This is a genomic window from Vibrio chagasii, assembly GCF_024347355.1.
In the GTDB taxonomy this organism is placed as follows: Bacteria; Pseudomonadota; Gammaproteobacteria; order Enterobacterales; family Vibrionaceae; genus Vibrio; species Vibrio chagasii.
Genome location: NZ_AP025465.1, coordinates 1,767,758 through 1,789,274, shown reverse-complemented (window position 1 = coordinate 1,789,274; position 21,517 = coordinate 1,767,758). Strand labels below are relative to the sequence as shown.

General features: G+C 42.6%; 21 protein-coding genes and 1 pseudogene. 15 read left to right on the top strand and 7 right to left on the bottom strand.

The window, feature by feature from the left end; genetic code table 11:
- Window positions 1-159: 159 nt before the first annotated feature.
- The 5 genes from rlmKL to rmf all read left to right on the top strand — a co-directional run bounded on the left by rlmKL (window position 160) and on the right by rmf (window position 6,518).
- Window positions 160-2,280 carry a bifunctional 23S rRNA (guanine(2069)-N(7))-methyltransferase RlmK/23S rRNA (guanine(2445)-N(2))-methyltransferase RlmL gene (gene rlmKL, locus OCV52_RS08435; protein ID WP_137406465.1) on the top strand — a complete coding sequence of 707 codons (2,121 nt, stop codon included), beginning with the start codon at window positions 160-162 and terminating at the stop codon, window positions 2,278-2,280.
- Between the two features lie 67 nt (window positions 2,281-2,347).
- A complete protein-coding gene (locus OCV52_RS08430; protein WP_004742309.1) occupies window positions 2,348-2,566 on the top strand; it encodes a glutaredoxin family protein in 219 nt (72 codons plus the stop codon).
- The gene (locus OCV52_RS08425; RefSeq protein ID WP_102423073.1) at window positions 2,544-4,460 is read left to right on the top strand and encodes an ABC transporter ATP-binding protein; all 1,917 of its coding nucleotides are present in this window, start codon (window positions 2,544-2,546) and stop codon (window positions 4,458-4,460) included. The genes OCV52_RS08430 and OCV52_RS08425 overlap by 23 nt, the downstream gene beginning before the upstream one ends.
- Window positions 4,461-4,469: 9 nt before the next feature.
- Window positions 4,470-6,182, top strand: a complete 1,713-nt coding sequence (locus tag OCV52_RS08420) for a DUF3466 family protein (protein WP_137406464.1) — start codon at window positions 4,470-4,472, stop codon at window positions 6,180-6,182.
- A 162-nt stretch (window positions 6,183-6,344) separates the two neighbouring features.
- On the top strand, window positions 6,345-6,518 hold the full coding sequence (gene rmf / locus OCV52_RS08415) for a ribosome modulation factor (RefSeq protein WP_004742306.1): 174 nt from the start codon (window positions 6,345-6,347) through the stop codon (window positions 6,516-6,518).
- 252 nt (window positions 6,519-6,770) lie between these two features.
- Here the strand turns inward: rmf and fabA are convergent, their stop codons facing one another.
- Together fabA and OCV52_RS08405 are read right to left on the bottom strand one after the other, a co-directional pair.
- Complete coding sequence (gene fabA, locus OCV52_RS08410; RefSeq protein ID WP_137406463.1) at window positions 6,771-7,286, bottom strand: bifunctional 3-hydroxydecanoyl-ACP dehydratase/trans-2-decenoyl-ACP isomerase; 516 nt, start codon at window positions 7,284-7,286, stop codon at window positions 6,771-6,773.
- Window positions 7,287-7,356: 70 nt separating this feature from the next.
- The gene (locus tag OCV52_RS08405) at window positions 7,357-9,009 is read right to left on the bottom strand and encodes an AAA family ATPase (protein WP_137406462.1); all 1,653 of its coding nucleotides are present in this window, start codon (window positions 9,007-9,009) and stop codon (window positions 7,357-7,359) included.
- Between the two features lie 189 nt (window positions 9,010-9,198).
- On the opposite strand from OCV52_RS08405, the gene matP reads away from it, so the two are divergent.
- The 4 genes from matP to OCV52_RS08385 all read left to right on the top strand — a co-directional run bounded on the left by matP (window position 9,199) and on the right by OCV52_RS08385 (window position 11,767).
- A complete protein-coding gene (matP, locus tag OCV52_RS08400) occupies window positions 9,199-9,654 on the top strand; it encodes a macrodomain Ter protein MatP (protein ID WP_137406461.1) in 456 nt (151 codons plus the stop codon).
- A 23-nt stretch (window positions 9,655-9,677) separates the two neighbouring features.
- On the top strand, window positions 9,678-9,986 hold the full coding sequence (locus OCV52_RS08395; RefSeq protein WP_061033439.1) for a DUF3634 family protein: 309 nt from the start codon (window positions 9,678-9,680) through the stop codon (window positions 9,984-9,986).
- A gap of 105 nt (window positions 9,987-10,091) precedes the next feature.
- Window positions 10,092-10,403: a hypothetical protein gene (locus OCV52_RS08390; protein WP_137406460.1), complete on the top strand. Its 312-nt coding sequence runs from the start codon at window positions 10,092-10,094 to the stop codon at window positions 10,401-10,403.
- A gap of 143 nt (window positions 10,404-10,546) precedes the next feature.
- Window positions 10,547-11,767, top strand: coding sequence for a hypothetical protein (locus OCV52_RS08385; protein ID WP_137406459.1), 1,221 nt, complete (start codon window positions 10,547-10,549; stop codon window positions 11,765-11,767).
- A 93-nt stretch (window positions 11,768-11,860) separates the two neighbouring features.
- Here the strand turns inward: OCV52_RS08385 and OCV52_RS08380 are convergent, their stop codons facing one another.
- Both OCV52_RS08380 and OCV52_RS08375 read right to left on the bottom strand, forming a co-directional pair.
- Window positions 11,861-12,463, bottom strand: a complete 603-nt coding sequence (locus OCV52_RS08380) for a DUF2971 domain-containing protein (RefSeq protein ID WP_137406458.1) — start codon at window positions 12,461-12,463, stop codon at window positions 11,861-11,863.
- A gap of 315 nt (window positions 12,464-12,778) precedes the next feature.
- Window positions 12,779-13,210 (bottom strand): annotated as a pseudogene (locus OCV52_RS08375) (outer membrane beta-barrel protein); the annotation flags it as partial.
- A 348-nt stretch (window positions 13,211-13,558) separates the two neighbouring features.
- Between OCV52_RS08375 and OCV52_RS08370 the strand changes: the two are divergent.
- A complete protein-coding gene (locus OCV52_RS08370; RefSeq protein WP_137406457.1) occupies window positions 13,559-13,756 on the top strand; it encodes a hypothetical protein in 198 nt (65 codons plus the stop codon).
- 331 nt (window positions 13,757-14,087) lie between these two features.
- Here OCV52_RS08370 and OCV52_RS08365 read toward each other — a convergent pair whose 3' ends face one another.
- From OCV52_RS08365 to OCV52_RS08355, 3 genes are all read right to left on the bottom strand, one after another.
- Window positions 14,088-15,812: an ATP-binding protein gene (locus tag OCV52_RS08365; protein WP_137406456.1), complete on the bottom strand. Its 1,725-nt coding sequence runs from the start codon at window positions 15,810-15,812 to the stop codon at window positions 14,088-14,090.
- Window positions 15,812-16,996 (bottom strand): FIST signal transduction protein, encoded by a 1,185-nt coding sequence (locus OCV52_RS08360; protein WP_137406455.1) that lies wholly within the window; start codon window positions 16,994-16,996, stop codon window positions 15,812-15,814. The genes OCV52_RS08365 and OCV52_RS08360 overlap by 1 nt, the downstream gene beginning before the upstream one ends.
- Before the next feature lie 111 nt (window positions 16,997-17,107).
- Window positions 17,108-17,473: a hypothetical protein gene (locus tag OCV52_RS08355; protein WP_116870582.1), complete on the bottom strand. Its 366-nt coding sequence runs from the start codon at window positions 17,471-17,473 to the stop codon at window positions 17,108-17,110.
- Between the two features lie 252 nt (window positions 17,474-17,725).
- Between OCV52_RS08355 and ccoN the strand changes: the two genes are divergently transcribed.
- The 5 genes from ccoN (at window position 17,726) to OCV52_RS08330 (ending at window position 21,516) form a co-directional block, all read left to right on the top strand.
- Window positions 17,726-19,159, top strand: coding sequence for a cytochrome-c oxidase, cbb3-type subunit I (ccoN, locus tag OCV52_RS08350; RefSeq protein WP_008221953.1), 1,434 nt, complete (start codon window positions 17,726-17,728; stop codon window positions 19,157-19,159).
- An 11-nt stretch (window positions 19,160-19,170) separates the two neighbouring features.
- Window positions 19,171-19,791 carry a cytochrome-c oxidase, cbb3-type subunit II gene (gene ccoO / locus OCV52_RS08345; RefSeq protein ID WP_004742292.1) on the top strand — a complete coding sequence of 207 codons (621 nt, stop codon included), beginning with the start codon at window positions 19,171-19,173 and terminating at the stop codon, window positions 19,789-19,791.
- Window positions 19,792-19,800: 9 nt separating this feature from the next.
- The gene (locus OCV52_RS08340) at window positions 19,801-19,977 is read left to right on the top strand and encodes a CcoQ/FixQ family Cbb3-type cytochrome c oxidase assembly chaperone (protein WP_004742291.1); all 177 of its coding nucleotides are present in this window, start codon (window positions 19,801-19,803) and stop codon (window positions 19,975-19,977) included.
- Window positions 19,977-20,951, top strand: a complete 975-nt coding sequence (ccoP, locus tag OCV52_RS08335; protein ID WP_061033419.1) for a cytochrome-c oxidase, cbb3-type subunit III — start codon at window positions 19,977-19,979, stop codon at window positions 20,949-20,951. The genes OCV52_RS08340 and ccoP overlap by 1 nt, the downstream gene beginning before the upstream one ends.
- A gap of 85 nt (window positions 20,952-21,036) precedes the next feature.
- The gene (locus OCV52_RS08330) at window positions 21,037-21,516 is read left to right on the top strand and encodes a FixH family protein (protein WP_137406454.1); all 480 of its coding nucleotides are present in this window, start codon (window positions 21,037-21,039) and stop codon (window positions 21,514-21,516) included.
- The last annotated feature ends 1 nt before the right edge of the window (window position 21,517 follow it).

The following is a 21,517-nucleotide window of genomic DNA, read 5'->3' as shown; positions in this document are numbered from 1 at the left end:
GGTCTTATGCTGTAAGGGGGACTGGGTAAGCGATCGCTTCAGTACTGTGTGTTTGCTAGCCAGTTAGTCGAAAGATTCAATGAAAAGACGAGTTTAGAGTGATGCTCTGGTAACAAAATCAGGTATAATCGAGCTCATTTTTATCAATAAAAGAACACTATGAATCAATATCTAGCGGTTACCTCAAACGGCCTTGAGAATTTATTAGTTGAAGAACTAACCCAACTAGGGATTACAAACGCAAAACCTGTTCAAGCAGGTGTTAAATTCAAAGCGACCAATGAGCAAATTTATCGTTGTTGTTTGTGGAGTCGTTTGGCTTCTCGATTTGTACGTGTCCTTTCTGAATTCACTTGTCAGGACGACATGGATTTGTACCTATCGACCACTGCGGTTAACTGGGTGAATCAATTCCATAGCTCTAAGCGTTTTGTGGTTGACTTTAATGGTACTAACCGTGAAATCCGCAACAGCCAATACGGCGCGATGAAAGTGAAAGACGCTATCGTCGATTGCTTCGAGAAGAAGTCATTACCTCGTCCTTCTATTAGCAAAGAAAATCCAGATGTTCGTATTCACGTTCGTTTACACCGTGACAAAGCGATTCTTGGCCTTGATATGGTCGGCAGCGGTCTTCACCAGCGTGGTTACCGTCCTGAATCAGGTCGCGCACCGTTGCGCGAAACTCTTGCTGCAGCGATTCTTCTTCGTAGTGGCTGGGACGCAACAAAACCTTTCTTAGATCCGATGTGTGGTTCAGGTACGCTTGTGATTGAAGCGGCAATGATGGCTGCGAACATGGCTCCGGGTGTTAAGCGTCAGAAATGGTGTTTCGAGGCTCTAGAAGATTTTGAACCAGAGCTATGGGCTGAAGTTAAGTCAGAGGCGAATGTACAAGGTCGCCGTGGTGTGAAGAAAGTAGAGTGTAAGTTCTACGGCTATGACAACGATGAGCGAATGATCAAGACTGCACGTGACAATGCGCGTCGTGCCGGTGTTGAAGATTTAATTCAATTTGAAGTAGGCGATGCTGCACTTGTTAAGCGTCCTGCGGAATTCGACAATGGCGTGGTTGTATCAAACCCACCTTATGGTGAGCGTCTAGGTACTGAGCCTGGCTTGATTGCACTATACACGGCGTTTGGCGCGCAGCTAAAAGCTGAGTTTGGTGGTTGTCACGCATCTATCTTCTCTAGCTCAGACGAGCTTCTAAGCTGCTTGCGTATGCGTGCAGACAAACAGTTCAAATTGAATAACGGTGCGTTACCGTGTCACCAAAAGAACTACTCAATTTCCGATCGTCCTATGTCAGAGCGCCCAACAGAACAGCAAGAACAGCAGATTGCGCCTGATTTCGCGAACCGCCTTAAGAAGAACATCGGCAAAATTGGCAAGTGGGCTAAGAAGGAACAACTAGATTGTTACCGTATCTACGATGCAGACTTACCTGAATACAATGTAGCGATTGACGTATATCCAGGTCACCTTGTTATTCAAGAATACGCCGCACCTAAAGATGTACCGGAGGAGAAAGCAAAGCGTCGTCTAACCGATATCATCCGTGCTTCTATTCAAGTGACTGGTGTTGAAGCCAATAACGTTGTGTTGAAAGTTCGTCAGAAGCAAAAAGGCCGCTCTCAATACCAGAAGCTTTCTCAAGATTCGTCGAACCTAGAAGTAAACGAGTACGGTGTTAAGCTGATTGTTAACCTTCACGACTACCTAGATACAGGTTTATTCCTTGATCATAAGATCACTCGTCGTCGTATCGGTGAAATGGCGGCAGGCAAGGATTTCCTAAACCTGTTTGCTTATACAGGTAGTGCATCTGTACATGCAGCAGTGGGTGGCGCACGCTCTACAACTACCGTTGATATGTCTAATACTTACCTAGAGTGGGCGAAAGAGAACATGGAGCTTAACGGCCGTGTCGGTCGTCAACATCAATTTGTTCAAGCTGACTGCTTACAATGGTTAGCTAAAGAGCAAGGATCGTACGACCTGATCTTCATTGATCCACCAACGTTCTCAAACTCGAAGCGTATGGATCAATCTTTCGATGTTCAACGTGATCATATCCAGCTGATGGAGGACCTAAAGCGCCTGCTTCGTGAAGAAGGTACGATTGTTTTCTCTAACAATAAACGTCACTTCAAAATGGATTTAGAAGCATTAGAAGAGCTGGGCCTTAAAGCTCAGAACATTTCTGCTAAAACATTGCCTCTAGATTTCTCTCGTAATAAGCATATTCATAACTGCTGGTTGATTACACATAAGTAATCAAGAGATTGTATAAGGATATATAGTGCTGACTCTATACAGTACAGAAGGGTGCCATCTATGTGAGATGGCATTCCAACTCACGGAACAGTTAAACATTAGCCATCATGTCAATGTTGTTGATATTGCATTCGATGATGAGCTCTTTTCCCGTTACGGGGTCACTATTCCGGTGCTTAAATTTGAAAGCTCTGACGGTTCTCAACACTCAGAGCTTAACTGGCCATTTGGCTTGTTAGAACTTAATGATTGGTTAAAGAAGAATGGCATTACTTACAATTCATAATGGGCAGTTAGCGTTTGGCGATCACCCATTATTAGACCGTGCAGACTTCGCACTGCAAGAAAATGAGCGTGTTTGTTTAGTAGGGCGCAATGGTGCCGGTAAGTCTACGTTGATGAAAGTGCTATCTGGCAGCATCATCATGGACGACGGCAAGATGCAAATCACTCAAGATGTGGTTGTTTCTCGCTTGGAACAAGATCCACCGCGTAACGAAGAAGGCACAGTATATGATTATGTGGCTGGTGGCTTAGCAGAGATTGGCGAGCAGCTAAAGATCTATCATGATCTTCTTGATCTGATCGCAACCGACCCTAGTGAAAAGAATCTAAACCGCCTTACTCGTGTACAAGAACAGTTGGATCACGCTAATGCATGGCGCTTTGAAGACCGTGTAACGAATGTTCTGGGCGCTCTAAAGCTGACTGCCGAAACTAAACTGACAGACCTTTCTGGTGGTTGGCAACGTAAAGCAGCCCTTGCTCGTGCGCTTGTGTGTGACCCTGACGTGCTTCTACTCGACGAACCGACGAACCACTTGGATGTTGCTACTATTGAATGGTTAGAAGGCTTCCTTAAAGACTTCCGTGGTTCAATCATCTTTATCTCGCACGACCGTGCGTTCATTAAGTCGATGGCTACGCGTATCGTCGACCTTGATCGCGGTAAATTGAGTTCTTTCCCTGGTGATTACGAAAATTACCTAGTTGAGAAAGAAGAAGCGCTTCGCGTTGAAGAAATGCAGAACGCTGAATTCGATAAAAAGCTCGCTCAGGAAGAAGTATGGATTCGACAGGGTATCAAAGCTCGTCGTACTCGTAACGAAGGTCGTGTACGTGCGCTTAAGAAGCTACGTGAAGAGCGTTTGAATCGTCGTGAAGTGCAGGGCAAAGCGGTTATCCAAATCGATGATGCTCAGCGTTCAGGTAAGATTGTATTTGAAGCTGAGAACATTAACTTTGGTTTCGAAGGCAAACAGATCGTTAAAGACTTTAGCTTCAACATCATGCGTGGCGATCGTATTGCACTGATTGGTCCGAATGGTTGTGGTAAGAGTACGGTTCTTAAGTTGCTTCTTGACCAGCTAAAACCTGATTCTGGTCGTTTGCATTGCGGTACGAAACTTGAAGTGGCGTACTTTGACCAATACCGTGAAATCCTTGACCCAGAGAAGTCGGTTATCGATAACCTAGCGGATGGTAAGCAAGAAGTAACAGTAGGTGGCCGTGAGCGTCATGCGCTTAGCTACCTACAAGATTTCTTATTCTCTCCTAAACGTGCTCGTACTCCTGTTAAAGCGCTGTCTGGTGGTGAGAAAAACCGCCTGTTATTAGCTCGTATTTTCCTTAAATCGAACAACTTGCTGATTCTCGATGAGCCAACCAACGATCTAGATATCGAAACTTTGGAACTTTTAGAAGATTTGCTTGCCAACTATCAGGGTACGCTTCTTTTAGTAAGCCACGATCGTCAGTTTGTAGATAATACAGTGATGACAAGTTGGATCTTCGAAGGCAACGGCGTGATTGAAGAATTTGTTGGTGGCTATCACGATGCTCAACAACAAAGAAAGCAGGCACTTGAATACCGACAGGTTGAAAAGCCATCAAAGCCAGCGAAAGTAGTTGAGGAAACTCCCAAAACTGCACCAGTTAAAGCTAAACCTAAGAAGTTATCGTATAAGCTACAGCGAGAGCTAGAAGCGTTACCACAACGTTTAGAAGAATTGGAAACACAAATTGAAGCTCTTCAGGAAGAAGTTAACGATCCAAGCTTCTTTTCGAAATCTGTAGAGCAGACACAGCCAGTTTTAGATAAGCTAACTGCGACAGAGCAGGAGCTTGAAGTTGCATTTGAGCGCTGGGAAGAGCTCGAGGCACTACAACAGGAAAGTTAAGAAGTAATAATGACTTGTACTAAATTTAAATTAACGACAGTTGGAGCCCTAGTTTTGGCTGCAACTAATGCCAACGCTGCGCTTTATAAGGTAGTTGAGGTAACGCCTTCGATTACCGGTGCATCTGAAATCTTCGGTGTAGCGATCCAGCCTGGTAGTGCTACCGACGGAACGAATGACCTTGCACTAGGATGTTTTGACTCAGCGGCAACAAACTGTGCTGACACTACATTCAAACTTGCTGGTGAAACTCGAAATACGGTTGAAGCGGTAAGCTATCGCGAAGAAGTGCCTTTCGCAATGGATGCTCCATTCCAATACATCCAAGAGTTTGTTGATTTCGAAAACTATTGTTATCGAGAGCTTAGATATTCTACGTGTGAGAGCTGGGCTAAAAATCGTTGGAACGATACGTGGATTAAAGAAAAAGATGATCCAAGTTACGTCAATGCTAAGGCATTTGTTGAAGGTGGTACTACATTTGAAAATCGCAATACGGTGATTAACTCACTTGATGATGCAGCGCAGCCATTAGGCGTTAAATCTGAAGGTGATATCCGCAACAATGCGATATTTACGACAGCAACTGGTCCTAAGGGCACTTCTGAAACGCGTGCATGGAAAGCGATTACAGCAAGTAATGGTACTGTTTACAATGTAGGTAGTGTGTCGGTAGACCAAGGGGCAACGGACACATCTAAGCCATACAATGCGTTCAGTTCGAAAGCGGCGATCTGGGACGGTACTACAACCAAAGAAATCGATTGGATTCGCAGCGGTGACGCCAAACAAGGCGATTACTTTGCTCAAGGTAGCATGCGTTCAATTGTTGAATCTAACTCTGTTTTTTACGGCGTAGGCTATAATACGGCTGATGGTAATGGTGACCTACAAGATATGAATGCTTCTGTATTCATTAGTAAGTCTCTGGATCTAACAGATAGTAATAATACATGGACAACTAAAGAGATTAGTGGTGCAGAAGTTAAGTCTGGCTCGTCTAACGACGATGCGAGATACAGTAACTCTGTTGCGACGGATATTAACGACAACTTGTTCGCAGTTGGTTATGCCAAACGTAATGGCTATGTACCGGAGAACGGCAGTGCAGGTAATAAGATTTTTGTTGTAACGGATGCGACAAACCCAACAGCAACTTTCTTGTCTGGCGGAATTTTCTTTAGTGGCTCAAGTGGCGAAGCTAAAGCGGTAAATAACTACAATGAATTTGTAGGCCAGATTGATGCGGAAACGACTCGTGAAGTTGAAGGTAGTGAACGTAGACATCGTGGTTTTATTTACCCGTATCAAGCAAATGGCACTGACTCGTCAAGAATTGCGCTGTTTGATAACAAAGCTTGGTGGCTAGATGATCTAACCAATGATGGTAATGCCTCTGGTGAAAACAACAAGTTTAGAATCATCGATGCAACCGACATTAACGATGCTGGTGTAATTTCAGCGACTGCGATTAAGTGTACTGTTGGTGGAACAGCTCAGCCTTATGATACAACGTCTCACAACTCATACTGTGGTGGCGCGTCATCTAATGCGGTAGAGGAGGTTGTAGCGGTTAAACTTGTTCCTATCGCTGGTAAAACTCAAGCTGATATTCAAGCTCGTAGTGCTGACTCAGAGAAAGTCGATCGTCAAGGTGGTAGCCTAGGTTGGTTAACTTTGACTGTGCTTGGTCTGTTAGGGTTCCGTAGAAAATTTAAATAATTTTTTCTCTTGAGCCCGAGTTCACAATTCTGAACTCGGGCTTTTTTTCGCCTTGAGAAAATCGAAAAATTGGTCAATTCTTAGACTTGGAGTCACAAAAACTCCGCAAAGTTGTAATCATTGTATGTTAGTAAATCGAAATACCCGTATGAGGACTGCACTATGAAGAGACAAAAGCGTGATCGACTAGAACGAGCACAATCTCAAGGCTATAAAGCTGGTTTAAACGGTAGGTCACAAGAAGCTTGCCCATATAGCCAAATGGATTCTCGGTCTTATTGGTTAGGTGGCTGGCGAGATGCCAGAGATGATAAACAAGCAGGTCTCTACAAGTAGATAGAGCGCAACGAATTCAAGGTCAGGGCTCCATTGTTTTAAATACAATGGGGCCTTGTTAGTTTTTAGGGGGAGGTAAAGTTTGCAAACGGCGAAACGGCCAAGAGCAATGTTTCTATGATATTCATGTTTCATTCATAGCTGGTGGACGCGATATCTCAATTAATCCGAACCTTAATGCACTATAACTAAATGTTTTGGAGGCAAAAATAAAGCAGCCATTGGCTGCTTTATTCGAATCTAACTATCTAATTAGAATGCTGATGTATCTTGGAAAAGGCCAACTTTCAAATCTTTAGCAACATAGATCTCTTTGCCATCAACAAGCACACGACCGTCTGCAAGGCCCATAACTAGACGACGGTTAACAACGCGCTTCATATGGATCTCGTACGTTACTTTTTTCGCTGTAGGTAGGATTTGACCTGTGAATTTAACCTCACCAACACCTAGAGCACGGCCTTTACCTGCGCCGCCAACCCAACCAAGGTAGAAACCAACCAGCTGCCACATAGCGTCTAGACCTAGACAACCAGGCATTACTGGGTCACCAGGGAAGTGACAATCAAAGAACCATAGGTCAGGAGTAATATCGAGCTCAGCAAGAACCAAACCTTTACCGAAATCACCTTCAGTCTCAGACATTTTAGTGATGCGGTCCATCATCAACATGTTTGGTGCTGGTAGTTGAGGGCCTTGTGGCCATAGTTCGCCTTGGCTTGAAGCTAGAAGCTCTTCGCGAGTGTAAGAATCACGTTTGTTTTGCATTATCAATTACTCCGATTTTTGATAGGTGCATATTAGTGAACAGGTGTACGCTAAACAAGTCCGATCAGTACTAGACAAACCAGTTTTTGATGCGTCCCACAATTCCCATTGGGTGCTCATGTCTTTCAAAGTTTTCAATACGTTCCGCGATTTTGCTAAGAACGCTTTCTTCTTCATCGTCTCTAAATGGTTTGTTCATAATTAGAGGAATAGCTTCGTCTACATTTGACACAGACCAGATGTGAAATTCTTCGTTTTTGATGCTTTCGATAAGATCCGGTTTCAGTGCAAGATGTCTCAAATTAGACCTTGGAAGTATCACGCCTTGTTTGCCTGTTAGGCCTTGATGCTTACAAACATGGTAGAAACCTTCGATCTTCTCATTGAGGCCACCAACCGCTTGCACACGACCAAATTGGTCGACAGCACCCGTTACAGCGATTTGTTGGTCGATAGGGTATTCAGATAGTGCGCTCACTAGAGAACACAGCTCAGCAAGTGAAGCACTGTCGCCATCAACTTCGCAATACGATTGTTCAAACACGACAGACGCAGCGTATGGCAATGGATCTTCAAGGTTTAGCGCACTGCTAACGAACGCTTGCATGATCATCATGCCTTTCGCATGCAGGTTGCCACCAAGCTCAGCTTTACGTTCAACATCGGCAATATCGCCATCGCCAAAGTGAATGACACACGAAATACGTGCAGGTTCACCATAAGAGATTGGGTGACCTGGAACATCGATAACGGTTAGGCCGTTCACTTGGCCCACTTGTTCACCTTCAGTTTCGATGATGACTTGGCCATCTCGAATATCATCAAGTGCGCGCTCTGGTAGGTATGATTCTCGATTGTATTTATGCTGTTGAGCTTGTTGGATATGCTGAATATCAATCTCGCCGTTATTGGCTTCAATCAGCGCTTCATTCAGTAGCGCGTTGTGCCAAATCGGACACAATGGAATGTAACTTTGATCTTCTGTTTCTCGGGCGCCTGCGGTCAAAATCGCCGTCAACGCTTGTTGAGTCATATTCGGCAGTTCGTAACGCTGCTGAAGCCACTTCAGATACCCTAGATATTGAGTCAAAGTCTCTTCAGAAAGTTTAATGTCTTGTTCAATTTCACTAAAAAGACAAAAACCGGTTTGAATATCGCTATCCAAGTAATCAAGGTCACCGAGTTGCGCTCTGTCTCCAACGACAATCAATTTGATGTTGTATGTAAGAGGAAGCGTTGGTGATTGATTCAAGTGCTCAGGGTTACTGCTGATTGGTTCGACAGCTTCGCCAAGAAGCGCAGATTTTAATAATAACCAGCTACCCGGATTAGCAAGAATCAAATTTGCAGATACGATCAAGTAGCCGTTGTTTGCTCTGGTGAGTAGACCAGGTTTCGTCGCGATGACTTTTCCATCTCTAGACTGAACTTGGTCAAACAGAGAAATTGCATTCAACGATTCGGTTTTGATAACGGGCTGTGCATCGTCATTCAGCTCAGCGACTAAAGACTCAACGATCATTTGGCGATAGATCGAGTTGTCCGGAGAGTTGACTAACAAAACACGTGAAAGGTTTGATAAGCGGACAAAGCGAGTCAACGCGTCTCTGAATCTGTGTTGAATATCTGAAAATGGGAGAGGCGAGATGTCATGGAATTGCTCTAATTGAGCGCTATATTCGTCGTACTGAGGCGTAACATGTCGCCAATCTACTTGAGTCATTTAAGTTTCTGATTATGATAATGAGGTAGGGAGTATATAGAAAAACCGATCTCGCTTGTAGCTCTATATGGACGTTACCGATCACTGGACTAATATAAGTATGATCTTGGTCTATTCTTTCAAGACAATAATTGTTAAATCGCCCATTTTGGGTTACGCTGTCACTAGGATTAACACTCGAGATTAGACATGAAATATCAGCAACTTGAAAACTTAGAATGTGGTTGGAAATGGAACTATCTGGTCAAAAAATGGAAAGAAGGCGAATTGATCACCTGCCACATTGATTCAAGTGAAGCTGACGTCGCTATTCAGGCGTTATTAAAGCTCGAACACCAACCTACAGGTGTGCTTGAGTGGATATCAGACAACATGTCTCCAGAGCTCGACAATAAGCTCAAACAGGCGATTAGGGCGAAGCGCAAACGCCACTTTAACGCTGAACAAGTTCATACCAAAAAGAAATCAATCGACCTCGATTATCGCGTCTGGGAAAAGCTATCCCAAAGAGCGAATGAGCTAGGTTGTACCTTGTCTGACGCCATTGAATATTTGGTGAGTGAAGCATCACGCAGCGAACAGGCGAGTAAAACGGTAACGAGCCTTAAAGAAGATTTAAGCAAGCTTCTTTCTGACGATAAGTAACCATCAATATTAGTGGTGACGTTATGATGTATGTAATCTTAATCGGTGCAGTGTTGGTATTTTGGTTGGTCGCTGTAGATAGACCCGTCCTGAAAATTAAATTCAATGATGGCGCTATTGAGCAGGTTAAAGGTCATCTTCCGCCGAGTTTTAAGCACAACCTTCAAGAGATCGGCCACAACAATGCGTTTAAGGGCGAATTAAAAGTGTATGCGAAACGTTCTGGCTATAACTTGAAGTTCACTAAGGACGTACCTAAAAACGTACAGCAACGCATTCGCAATGTGTTCCCGCATAACGGATTCAAGTCTAAAGGCTCAAAGAAAGCTTAATTTTCGATAATTACGTGTTATCCAATACAACATCATACTAAGTTAATCCTAAACATCTCTCCATTATCTGCATACTGTTTTCAATTTTAACTAAAAGAGAACAGTATGAGATATCTTGTAATTTTATTGTGCTTTTTGTCACCACTAACACTTTCCGACGATTCCTTGATTAACCCAGTAGCAAAGAAGATTAAGACCTCTGTCCTTAAAGGGCTTAGTAAGAGTCATATTGAGCTAGAAGGATATTGTGATCTTATGATTGAGATGAAGCACGCCAAAGGCTATGCAAGAATCAAAAAGATCAGAACCTCTGGGGATAGCAAAATCTGCAAAGAAGCTAAAAAGCATCTGCCTAAACGTAAAAAGTTCAAGTACAGCTTTCCTGAGAAATACATTCGTATTCACATATCAGAATAATTGCTCTAATACACTATAACTAAATATTTATAATTTTAATTAAACAATTTCGTGAACCAATCTCTAATTTCTATTAATATTTAGCTCACTTATAAAGTCAGCATATGCTGCCAAAAGAAGATTAGGGCAAAGGAAAGTCTCGGTTGTTGTTAGCAAATAAAAATTACACCCCAGAAGTCATAGAGATCTCTAGAAAAGTTTCAATTAACGTTGAGGCTCGTTTTACTAAATGGTTGATATCCACAAAATATAAACTCGACCAATCAAAGGTCGACACGCTACTTAGCTTAGAGAATAGATATTGCGAGAGCGTAATCTTTGATGAAGCGGATCGAATTTCACATAATCAGCGCATTCTATTGCGCTGTGAGCAAGACAGAGTAAATGCCAAACGCGAGAAGGTAGCGGCCAAACAACAGACACTGCGTTACGTCATTGATGATGTGAGTGACGCCGCCTCTGCACTTATGTTAGAGAAGCTTCAAGGCACACTCATAAGCTCCTTATTTACCCAATTACCCGATTACAATCAGTTCGCAAGTGTTGGGTATTCTCCATCTTTAAACTTTTCAAAGTTACACAAAATATCATCAGAAAGCAGGGCGCTTAGCTCTAGCCTTGTTGAGTTTGTGTCTAACCGAGAGTTCACAGAAAAGTACGGTAAGAAATCTAAAATCATTCTCGACCCCAAAGTTGCGGCAAGGCAAATCGGTATCGAGAACTGCCGTTTGTTGTTTCCATTACTAATGAGTCAGCAACTGATTAAGTGGAATGACAACAACATTAAACATATCGTACCGAAGGTTTGGCAACATTTGGTGGTGACCTCGAATACTACGCGCATGAGGTTACAAGAAACGTCCGTTAAAGATCCAAATGTTGGAATTCTTTTAGGTGTACTGAGAGTCTTACCTTTATTTCTGATTTGTAATCATTTCTCTTCGACATTCGAAGATGCTTTGGTTAAAACCATGATCGGCTATCGTGATGCGAGTGATAAGCATGAAGAGTATTATGCTTGCGCTGAAGTCATCCCAAATACGCAATTTCTAGAGTCGATGATAGAGCAACTCGAACTCAAGCTAATTAAGAAGCTTGTCGAATTTATTGACTGGAGCCCAACCAACCAGTTTATAAAGCGAGCGTTGTTAGAGGAAGTAAATGACATACCAGCGCTAGAAAGAACCCTTTACGGAGCTGCGTTAGCCCAAGGGAGAAAGTTCTCTATTTTTGAAGCGCTGGATAATAGTGATTTGTTCAATGTTAAGCACAGACCCTATTGGTTTTCCAATGTTCAAATGTCAGCGATGACGATTGAGCAAATGCAGAATAGGGTACCAGGTAAAATAACCGATAAGATGTAATGAAGAGAGCCACACTTGTGTGGCTCTTTCTTTTAAGTTGCACTGTCACTTTATGTGGGTTATGACAAAGCCTGACTTACCAACAGTGGCTGTTTAGCAAACCACTTCAAACGTGAATGAGTCCTGTTTGGCCATTGCTTGTTTGACTGGAATACCTAGGCGTTGGCATGTCATTAACAGTTTAAGCTTTCTATCCGCTGGAGCATGCTCTGAGAGAATGACTGAAGTAAGGCATTGTTTGTTAAGAAACAGTTTATTGCCTTCGAGCTCTTCCTTAGGAAGTACCCAGCGATATTCACGCTCATAGCGCCAATTAGAGTGCTTTACCTTAAAGAGTTCGGTACCTAAGCTTAATGGCGGTAACTTCTCTAACAAAGGCAAACAGATATTGTTTGGATGGTCTTCATATTGAACCTCAAAGCAATTTAGGTTCGCGTAACCCTCATAATAGTTAAGGTCATACTCAATACACATACCTTTGAAGTTGTCACCATACTGAGACCACAGTATAGGGTGGTCGCTGGACTGCGAGAAACACATCACCTTAAAATCATTTTGAAGGCACTGGCTGAAGATGTGGTTAGAATCAAAAGGGTTGTTAAAGGATTTAGCGTAATCAAACCACAACGAACACTCGGATATAGATTGTATGTTTCTATCGTGGAGCGATCTGAACTTATAAAGTTTAGGCAACATATCAAACACCTAGTTTACAACATTTCCTGATGTTAACACTTTAATTGGTAATGCAACTCCGAATGCACAGCATTTGATTGCTTAATCACCTTATTTTCAATTATAACTGTTTGATAGATCAAAATTTAAACACGAAATAGTGGGCTGTTTAGGTGGTTTATTTTGCAAAACGTAGTCCCTTAAACTTCCTATACCTACACAAAATAAGATACAACGTAACTTTTATAGGCCGATTTAGTCAAGATAAAGGACCGAGTAACGCCCACTTTAGAGAGGAAGGCTTTGCTAGAGTGGGCTAACGGTTATTCGAAGGGGTTAAAACTTGTATCGCGCACCAATATAAGCGGTTTGTGAAGAAACATCGACATCGTAGATTTCAACACGTGCATTTCGGTAGCCAAGGTGGATGTCGATATTGTCTGAGACTATCGCACCAAGCTCTGCACCAACTTGGTAAGCTGCTTCTGATTTAGATTCCGCGGTTCCGGACATTTTTACGTCCATATCCATCGAGCCAACACCAGCTAATAGTGATACGTATAAATCTAACTCATCTCCTTTAACAATGAATTTTGGCTTAACGTTGACGAAGAAAGCCTGACCTTCGATATCCATCGAATCGCTATAGCTTACCTTACCAATTTTTCGGTATTCGGCTTCTAGTCCTAACTTAACAACATCATGAGTATTGAATTCGTAGCCTCCAACTAGGTTATAGCTGAGATCAGACAGGTCAGATGAATCCTCTTAGTTAATACGAAATCTGTCTAAATATCTGATTTTAAGAGCTTGTAGATAATAGAAGTGTCAATATCTCAGTTGTAAGACAAGGCGTAATGACCATTCCAGAACGTAGTGAATCGGAAGTGCGTTGCGTTGTCACTTATTGTCAACTTGTAACCTGTGAAATTAGCTGCGGACATACTTTGAATTCAATGTAGCTTGTTCATAATTTCGTTTGGGTTTCAGAGACAAGCTCATGGAACCTTAAGTAACTAGAGCTACGCTAATGGAGAGAGCTTGAAACGAACTCAACTTGAAAGAGTCCACATCAGCAAGTCAGATTAGGTTTCAGTAATCTGTTGGAGTTTTCGAATGCTTGATCAGTTGCAGTTGCAGTTGGAAGATGAAACAGGATTCTCAATTGAAACCAAGTTTCTAGATGTTATGTATGTAGCGTGTGTAAAATCTGAAAGCACAACAATAGGATTACATTTTCATAACTTACACAAGCAATGTGTAGCCGTCGGCTGTAGAAAGTTAAATATTGAATGGATAGCATCTAAGAGTTAAAGAGTTAAAGAGTTAAAGAGTTAAAGAGTTAAAGAGTTAAAGAGTTAATTTGATTCAACGTGTAGTCAAACCCATAAAAATGGTTAAGCGAAATAAATTAAGTGGTTCTGTACGTGAAATCTGCCAAGTATAAGGCTAATAAGTCTCCCAGATTTTATGCGTATTATGTATATTATGTTAAATGTGGTTCGGTAATCATAAGGCAGAGCTCAATATCTGATGCCCTACCTTCGTTTTATAGCCAATAATACTGTGTATTTAACCATAATGACTATTTACCATAAAATACCTAATAAACATATTTCCTAATCTTCGATTAAGAATACGTTTATTAGATCTCAAGCATTAGCCTATCTATAGCTTCTGTTATTTCTTTTGTTCTTACTGGTTTGGTCACGAAATCATTCATACCAACATCTAAACATGAACATTTATCTTCAACGGATGTGTGTGCTGTCAGAGCCACGATTGGTGTTTGGATGTTTGCCTTTCTCATATGTTTGGTTGTGGTTAAACCATCCATGACCGGCATTGAAACGTCCATCAGGATAATGTCTATGAAATCTTTGTTGTCTTGTATAAAGCCTATTGCTTCTTCACCATTACTTGCGATGAAAACTTCATGCCCCTGTCTTGTTAGAATGAGCTTAATCACCATTTGGTTTGTTGGGTTGTCTTCAACAACCAGCACTGAATATCGACTTCTGAGCTCTCTTGAGCAGACATCATCTTCCAGTTGATTGCAATTGTTAGTCACTCTGGTGAGCACTGGCAATTGAACCTCGAACTTAGAGCCTTTTCCTGGTTCACTTTCGACTGAGATTCGCCCACGCATCAACTCAACTAAGCGCTTGGTGATCGCTAAACCTAAGCCTGTGCCGCCGAACCTTCGCGTTATTGTGCTATCTGCTTGCACAAATGGACTGAATAACGATGATAGCTGCTGTGAGCTAATTCCAATTCCGGTGTCTTCAACTGTTATATAGAACGAGCTCTGCTGGTATTTGATAGAAACATGGACGTGCCCGCGCTCCGTAAACTTGATGGCATTTCCGATAAGGTTAAACAATATCTGCGCTAAGCGGCTTGGGTCTATATAGTGAAGTTCACCATCCGGGATATCGCTAGACACCGTGAGCTTTAGACCTTTGTCGTCTGCAGCCTTTGTTTGTTCTGATAAAACAAAAGTTACAGTGTCTCTTACGTTGCTCCATTGTGGCGCCAATGAGAAACAACCAGATTCAATTTTGGAAAAGTCCAATACATCACTGATGATCGCTAACAGAAGTTCAGACGATGTGCTCATATTAAGCAGTATAGACTGTTGTTCTGACGTTAGTTGAGTCGATTTCAAGGTGTCGATTAGCCCAATGATGGCGTTCAATGGCGTTCTTAACTCGTGGCTCATCATGGCCAGGAATTCTGACTTGGCTTTGTTGGCTCTTTCTGCGTCTTTCCTTGCAGTGACAAGCTCGGCGGTTCGTTCTCTAACTGTCGCTTCAAGCTTTTCTTTGTTCTCTATGTCGAAAACCGCTCGCTCAATCAGAGGACGGAACCGGTTCAAAGTCGCTTTAGTTTCGATGCTAAAATGTTTGGTATTCGAGTGAATAAAAATAATGACCGATTGTGTTAGTCCGCTGTCGATACCAGTAATCAAAACAGAATTAATTTGGTCGAGAACAATGGGATGCAAAGTGTTAAATTCACCCAGAGATTTGGGTTCAAAAAGGATGGCGCATTCACCATTGATGACTCGAGATAGCTTGCCATGATCGTTCCAGATCATCTCTTCAAAGACTTTATTGTTGGTCAGTAGAGTCTTGAAATTTCCTTCATTCCCTACTCTTGAGACTACGATAAAGTCGTCGAATTTAATGTATTTTTTCAATACAAACTCGAGACTAGAAAATATCTCAGAGATGTTACTCGCCTTACTGATCGCAGAGATAGTCGATAGGATCACCCTATTCTCTTCAGCCAGTTTTCTCTCACGGGCTTTTAGTTTTTGTAGTTCAATACGTGCTTCTTGCAGCGCTTCTTGACCTTCAGAGCCCATTATTTTTTTAACCTATAAAACGTTGCTGATGACACCATTAAGTTACCGTGTGCGTTCTCTCCACCAGAAAGTCTTCCTTGCTCACCAAAAGTGAATGGGCATATGTAAGGAAGCCCATTAAGTGCTTGATTTATTTGTTCACAAACCTCATCCATGTCTTGTTTAAGGTTTAACATTGGACCAGCACAAAAGATGTTGATAGCACCTAATTTCTCTTCCAGATCCATGTCATTGTAGTAAGACGAATGAATGATGTTGGCGGCGCGGCTAATTAACTGCTGCTTAGAACCTTGCATTAAGTATATGGTGTCGCCTTCGTTGATGTCGGTAAATAACTCGATTCCGTCGCACTCTGTTTCTCGGATAGAGTGTGAAAGCTTGAAATACGGATAGTTGTAAGACGAACCGACTTTTCTTCCCAAAGGATAAACAGACGATTTTTCAAAGATATAGCCGTCGGCGCTGCCCCCTAAGTGGAAATTGGTCCACTCGTTGTAAACCGTAGCAGCTGGCCTATGGTCTATCTCCAGTAAGATTCTGTTTCGTACTTTAGTCACGGTACCTGAGTAACGCGTGGGCGTGTGACCTGCACTGAATGATGAATAGATGGATTGAGAGGCGAAAAAGACCGTTAAAGAGATCCCGTTAATAGAAAGCGACTCTTCGGTAAAGATACTCCAGTTACCAGATACCTGATTATCGGCAGCACTGCCACCAATGATAGGAACTTCAGTCCCGAACTTAGTATCGATCGCTGCCATTACTTTCTCCTCGTTACCAGGAGTAGAATGAAGCAAGATTAAATCTGGGATCTCACCTTCTCTATTTGCGTTTCTAAGCGCTGTATCTATCGCGTCGAAGGTGCTTTGCTCGATGGATTGGCTGAAGTGTTTAATACCCGTTCCGTAGGCATTAATACCTGAATCATAGATGATGAGTACACCGATGGCTGGACCTGAATGAAAGCCCGTTTCCGTCATTATTCCATGACAGGTGGTACAGCCGTGTATGGGAGTGTTGGGAAGCGCATCTACGAAATATCTCTGCACAGCGAGCGTGGAGTACTCTTCTGTGCAGTAACAAATGAGGCAAGCGATATTCTCAGGGTTTTCTACCCCTTGAAGCAGTTCATCTACTGCGATTTTATCGTCTAGGGAATAAGAGACTTTTGATAGAAATTTCATAGATTTCTGGAAACTTTATTAATGTCTTCTTTATAACACTTTAATGCACAAGGTTTCACTGGTTTAGTCAATATTTCTATCAAAGAGCGAGGCGTTGCTCAGTTTTCCATTTTATTCTTTGGATAGGTTTACTGTATACGTCATGACCTGTTGTGGAAATGTAACCGTTATTGAGGCGCTCTTATCATCGGTTTGTAAAAGCCAAGATGAAGCCCCTTTCGGTTCTAAAACTCCGCTTCCTTCATTGCTAATTATAAATTTGCCAGTTTTAGATGTTTCGATCGAATACCCCTGGCTATCGTCCGAAATCAAAACATTATTATTATCAATACCAAATTCACAAGGTTTTGAAACGATACAGGTTATTGTCTCGTTATTATCGTATGTCACTGTTCTCCAAGTAAATGCAGCTATTAAAATAACCAACATGACGATAATTTGAACAAGCCTGCCTTTTGTTAGCTTTTGTGCCGCCATTATAATCTTTACTCCTTGTTACAAAGTTCAAAGTTTTTAAATAAAAATCCAATTCCAGACCAAGCGTAAGGTTACTACTCTGTCATTGATTTGTTAATTCAAGTATAGTGTCGCGTTGAAAATGCCACTTTTTTTTAAAATCAGCAAGTGGAAATAAGGTCCTGAATAGGCTGAATTTCCTTTTCTAATTTGGGTGGCATTACGACGTGAGTCGTGTTGGAAGTAAAGTGTAGTAAATAAGAAATTGGAAGCATGCAAATGAGCCAAGAAAAGCAGCTTGAACAAAACTACAACTATACGGTCGTCCGTCAATTTACCCTGGTTACAATTTTGTGGGGTATTGTCGGTATGGGCGTTGGTGTTTTGATTGCCGCTCAATTAGTTTGGCCACAGCTAAACTTTGATACGCCGTGGTTGACGTACAGTCGTTTACGTCCCCTGCATACTAATGCGGTTATTTTTGCGTTCGGTACAAGTGCGCTGTTTGCAACATCATATTATGTTGTGCAACGTACTTGTCAGACGCGTCTCTTTGGTGGCCCTCTCGTAGCCTTTACCTTTTGGGGTTGGCAAGCGATTATCCTGTCCGCTGCAATTACTTTACCGTTAGGTTTGACCTCTGGTAAAGAATACGCAGAACTAGAATGGCCAATCGATATTGCTATTACTCTTGTGTGGGTAGCTTATGCGGTCGTGTTCTTCGGAACCATGATTAAACGTAAGACATCACACATTTACGTAGCAAACTGGTTCTTCGGAGCCTTCATCATCACGGTTGCCGTGTTGCACATCGTTAACAGCCTAGCTGTTCCTGTATCTGCGTTTAAGTCGTACTCGATTTACTCAGGTGCAATTGATGCAATGGTGCAATGGTGGTACGGACACAATGCGGTAGGCTTCCTATTGACAGCTGGTTTCCTAGGTATGATGTACTACTTCGTTCCTAAACAAGCTGGTCGCCCTGTTTATTCTTACCGTTTGTCGATCGTTCACTTCTGGGCACTTGTGTCTCTGTATATCTGGGCTGGTCCTCACCACCTACACTACACTGCACTTCCAGACTGGACTCAGTCTCTAGGTATGGTTATGTCTTTGGTTCTGTTTGCTCCTTCTTGGGGTGGCATGATCAACGGTATCATGACTCTGTCTGGTGCGTGGCATAAGCTTCGCTACGACCCTATCCTACGTTTCCTAATCGTTTCTCTATCATTCTACGGCATGTCGACTTTCGAAGGCCCAATGATGGCAATCAAAACGGTTAACGCACTATCTCACTACACGGACTGGACTATCGGTCACGTTCACTCTGGTGCGTTAGGTTGGGTTGCAATGGTTTCTATCGGTTCGGTTTACCACTTAGTTCCTAAGCTATTTGGTCAAGAGCGCATGTACTCTGTATCTCTAATCAATGTTCACTTCTGGTTAGCAACGATTGGTACGGTTTTCTACATTGTTGCAATGTGGATCTCTGGTGTGATGCAAGGTCTGATGTGGCGTGCAGTTAACTCTGACGGTACATTAACTTACAGCTTCGTTGAATCTGTAGAAGCGTCTTACCCGTTCTACTTTGTACGTTTCCTAGGTGGTTTCATCTTCCTATCTGGTATGTTCTTATTGGCATACAACACGTACAAAACTGTTTCTGCACCTAAAGATAGCCTTAAAGCTATCCCTCAACCGGCTTAAGGAGATTTAGAATGAGCTCAAATTCAAATAATCGCCATGAGTTGGTAGAGAAGAACGTTGGCTTACTAGCGATCTTGATCGTTATTGCTATCAGTTTTGGTGCTTTAGTCGAGATTACCCCTCTTATCTTCCAAAAGCAGACAACTGAACCTGTAGAAAACCTACGTGTTTACTCTGCTTTGGAAATGGAAGGTCGTGATATCTACATTCGTGAAGGTTGTAACGTATGTCACAGCCAAATGATTCGTCCTTTCCGCTCTGAGACTGAACGTTACGGCCACTACTCTGTAGCTGGCGAAAGTGTTTGGGAACACCCATTCCTATGGGGCTCTAAGCGTACTGGTCCTGATCTAGCGCGTGTTGGTGATCGCTACTCAGATGAGTGGCACCGTGTTCACCTTATCGACCCACGTGAACTTGTTCCTGAATCAAACATGCCTGGTTTCCCATGGCTTGCTGAAAATGTACTTGATGGCAAATTGACTCAACAGAAGCTTGAACTCTTCCGTAATCAATTTGGTGTTCCTTACACAGACGAACAAATTGCTAACGCTAAACAAGATGTTGAAGGAAAAACAGAGATGGATGCAATCATCGCTTACCTTCAATCGCTTGGCCACGCAATGAAATAAGGAATAATTATGGACATTATTACATTTCAAAGTGTTTGGACTGTGACTGTTTTTGCTTGCTTCATCGGTATCGTTTGGTGGGCATACGGCAAGAACCGTAAATCACGTTTCGACGAAGACGCGAACCTAGTGTTTGCTGACGACGAGCCAGCAACAAGTTCTAAAAATGAAGGAGTGACAAAGTAATGAGTACATTCTGGAGTATCTGGGTTAGTGCGATTACGATTGGTACCCTAATTGGTTGTGCTGTCTTACTTCGTTGGTGTTTTAAAGACAAAACAGGCGTAGAAGAAGGTCAAGATATGGGCCATGAATACGATGGTATTCGTGAGCTTAACAACCCACTACCAAAATGGTGGACATACCTTTTCATCAGTACGATTGTTTTTGCAGCGGTTTACCTTGCTCTATACCCTGGCCTAGGTAACTTTAAAGGCCTTTTAGGTTGGACAAGTTCAGACCAAACGGTACGTAGCGTTGAAGAGTCTCGCTCTGCAATTGCTGCTGCGCAAGCAAACAAACAGTTAGATGCGTACGCGAAAGAGCTTGATGATGCAGACACCTACTTCGGTGAAGCATTCAGAAAGCTAGCGCACGACGAAAACGGTTTACGTTCAATCCCTGACATTGCATCAGACGCTGACGCAATCAAAGTGGGTCAACGTTTATTCTTGCAAAACTGTTCTCAGTGTCACGGCTCTGATGCACGTGGTCAGAAAGGTTTCCCTAACCTAACTGATGACGCATGGCTATATGGCGGTGAACCTGAGGCTATCGTTACAACAATTATGCACGGTCGTGTTGGCCAAATGCCAGGCTGGAAAGACGCGCTTGGCGAAGAAGGCGTAAAAGAAGTAGTTAGCTACACTCTTAGCCTTTCTGGTCGTAGCGTAAACGCACGTGAAGCAGAAGCTGGTAAAGCTCGCTTTGTAGTGTGTGCAGCGTGTCACGGTACTGATGGTAAGGGTAACCCTGCTGTTGGCGCACCTGATCTGACTGACCGCGATTGGTTGTTTGGCGATTCTCGTGCAGACGTAACTGAAACAGTTATGTACGGACGTTCTGGCGTTATGCCTGCTTGGAAAGACATTCTAGGCGAAGACAAAGTACAACTGGTTTCATCTTACGTGTGGAGCCTGAGCAACTCAGATAATAAGTAACATTTCAATAACAGCCTCTTTCTAAGAGGCTGTCTTTCCTTTATTTTATAACCTCTTCTTTTTATTCTTTTTTGAGATCTTTTTTATGGTAAAGCCTTGGTATAAACAGTTTTGGCCGTGGTTCTTAATCGCGTTGCCAGCGACAGTAGTTATTTGGACCATTATGACGGTTATTGTGTTTACACAGAACTCTGTAGACCTAGTGACTGAGGATTACTATAAAAAAGGAAAAGGCATTAATGTCGACATTTCAAAAGTAAATATCGCCAGAGAGCTGGGCCTATCAGCTTCGCTCAATGAGAGAGGTAACTCTGTTATCATCACATTAGACAAAGGCAAACTTGATCACTTCCCTGCTATCAGTGCAATGTTTGTTCACAGAACACTACCAGACCGCGATTTCACTCAGCTACTAACCGCTGATGCGAGAGGCAACTACACAATGACTCTGGATCATCACTTAGAAGGTCCGTGGTTCATTGAGTTGACGCCGCATGACGAAGAATGGTTAGTTCAAGGTCGCATGAACTTCCCGATTGAAACTCCTACTCAACTAATGAACTAAA

Excerpts from the sequence above, each read along its gene's own strand:
- ccoN (WP_008221953.1), top strand. The coding sequence starts at position 17,726 with ATGCAAATGAGCCAAGAAAAGCAGCTTGAACAAAACTACAACTATACG.
- OCV52_RS08430 (WP_004742309.1), top strand. The coding sequence starts at position 2,348 with ATGGCATTCCAACTCACGGAACAGTTAAACATTAGCCATCATGTCAAT.
- rmf (WP_004742306.1), top strand. The coding sequence starts at position 6,345 with ATGAAGAGACAAAAGCGTGATCGACTAGAACGAGCACAATCTCAAGGC.
- OCV52_RS08420 (WP_137406464.1), top strand. The coding sequence starts at position 4,470 with ATGACTTGTACTAAATTTAAATTAACGACAGTTGGAGCCCTAGTTTTG.
- OCV52_RS08405 (WP_137406462.1), bottom strand. The coding sequence starts at position 9,009 with ATGACTCAAGTAGATTGGCGACATGTTACGCCTCAGTACGACGAATAT.
- fabA (WP_137406463.1), bottom strand. The coding sequence starts at position 7,286 with ATGCAAAACAAACGTGATTCTTACACTCGCGAAGAGCTTCTAGCTTCA.
- OCV52_RS08370 (WP_137406457.1), top strand. The coding sequence starts at position 13,559 with ATGCTTGATCAGTTGCAGTTGCAGTTGGAAGATGAAACAGGATTCTCA.
- OCV52_RS08355 (WP_116870582.1), bottom strand. The coding sequence starts at position 17,473 with ATGGCGGCACAAAAGCTAACAAAAGGCAGGCTTGTTCAAATTATCGTC.
- OCV52_RS08365 (WP_137406456.1), bottom strand. The coding sequence starts at position 15,812 with ATGGGCTCTGAAGGTCAAGAAGCGCTGCAAGAAGCACGTATTGAACTA.
- OCV52_RS08425 (WP_102423073.1), top strand. The coding sequence starts at position 2,544 with ATGGCATTACTTACAATTCATAATGGGCAGTTAGCGTTTGGCGATCAC.
- matP (WP_137406461.1), top strand. The coding sequence starts at position 9,199 with ATGAAATATCAGCAACTTGAAAACTTAGAATGTGGTTGGAAATGGAAC.
- rlmKL (WP_137406465.1), top strand. The coding sequence starts at position 160 with ATGAATCAATATCTAGCGGTTACCTCAAACGGCCTTGAGAATTTATTA.
- OCV52_RS08330 (WP_137406454.1), top strand. The coding sequence starts at position 21,037 with ATGGTAAAGCCTTGGTATAAACAGTTTTGGCCGTGGTTCTTAATCGCG.
- OCV52_RS08340 (WP_004742291.1), top strand. The coding sequence starts at position 19,801 with ATGGACATTATTACATTTCAAAGTGTTTGGACTGTGACTGTTTTTGCT.
- ccoO (WP_004742292.1), top strand. The coding sequence starts at position 19,171 with ATGAGCTCAAATTCAAATAATCGCCATGAGTTGGTAGAGAAGAACGTT.
- ccoP (WP_061033419.1), top strand. The coding sequence starts at position 19,977 with ATGAGTACATTCTGGAGTATCTGGGTTAGTGCGATTACGATTGGTACC.
- OCV52_RS08380 (WP_137406458.1), bottom strand. The coding sequence starts at position 12,463 with ATGTTGCCTAAACTTTATAAGTTCAGATCGCTCCACGATAGAAACATA.
- OCV52_RS08395 (WP_061033439.1), top strand. The coding sequence starts at position 9,678 with ATGATGTATGTAATCTTAATCGGTGCAGTGTTGGTATTTTGGTTGGTC.
- OCV52_RS08360 (WP_137406455.1), bottom strand. The coding sequence starts at position 16,996 with ATGAAATTTCTATCAAAAGTCTCTTATTCCCTAGACGATAAAATCGCA.
- OCV52_RS08390 (WP_137406460.1), top strand. The coding sequence starts at position 10,092 with ATGAGATATCTTGTAATTTTATTGTGCTTTTTGTCACCACTAACACTT.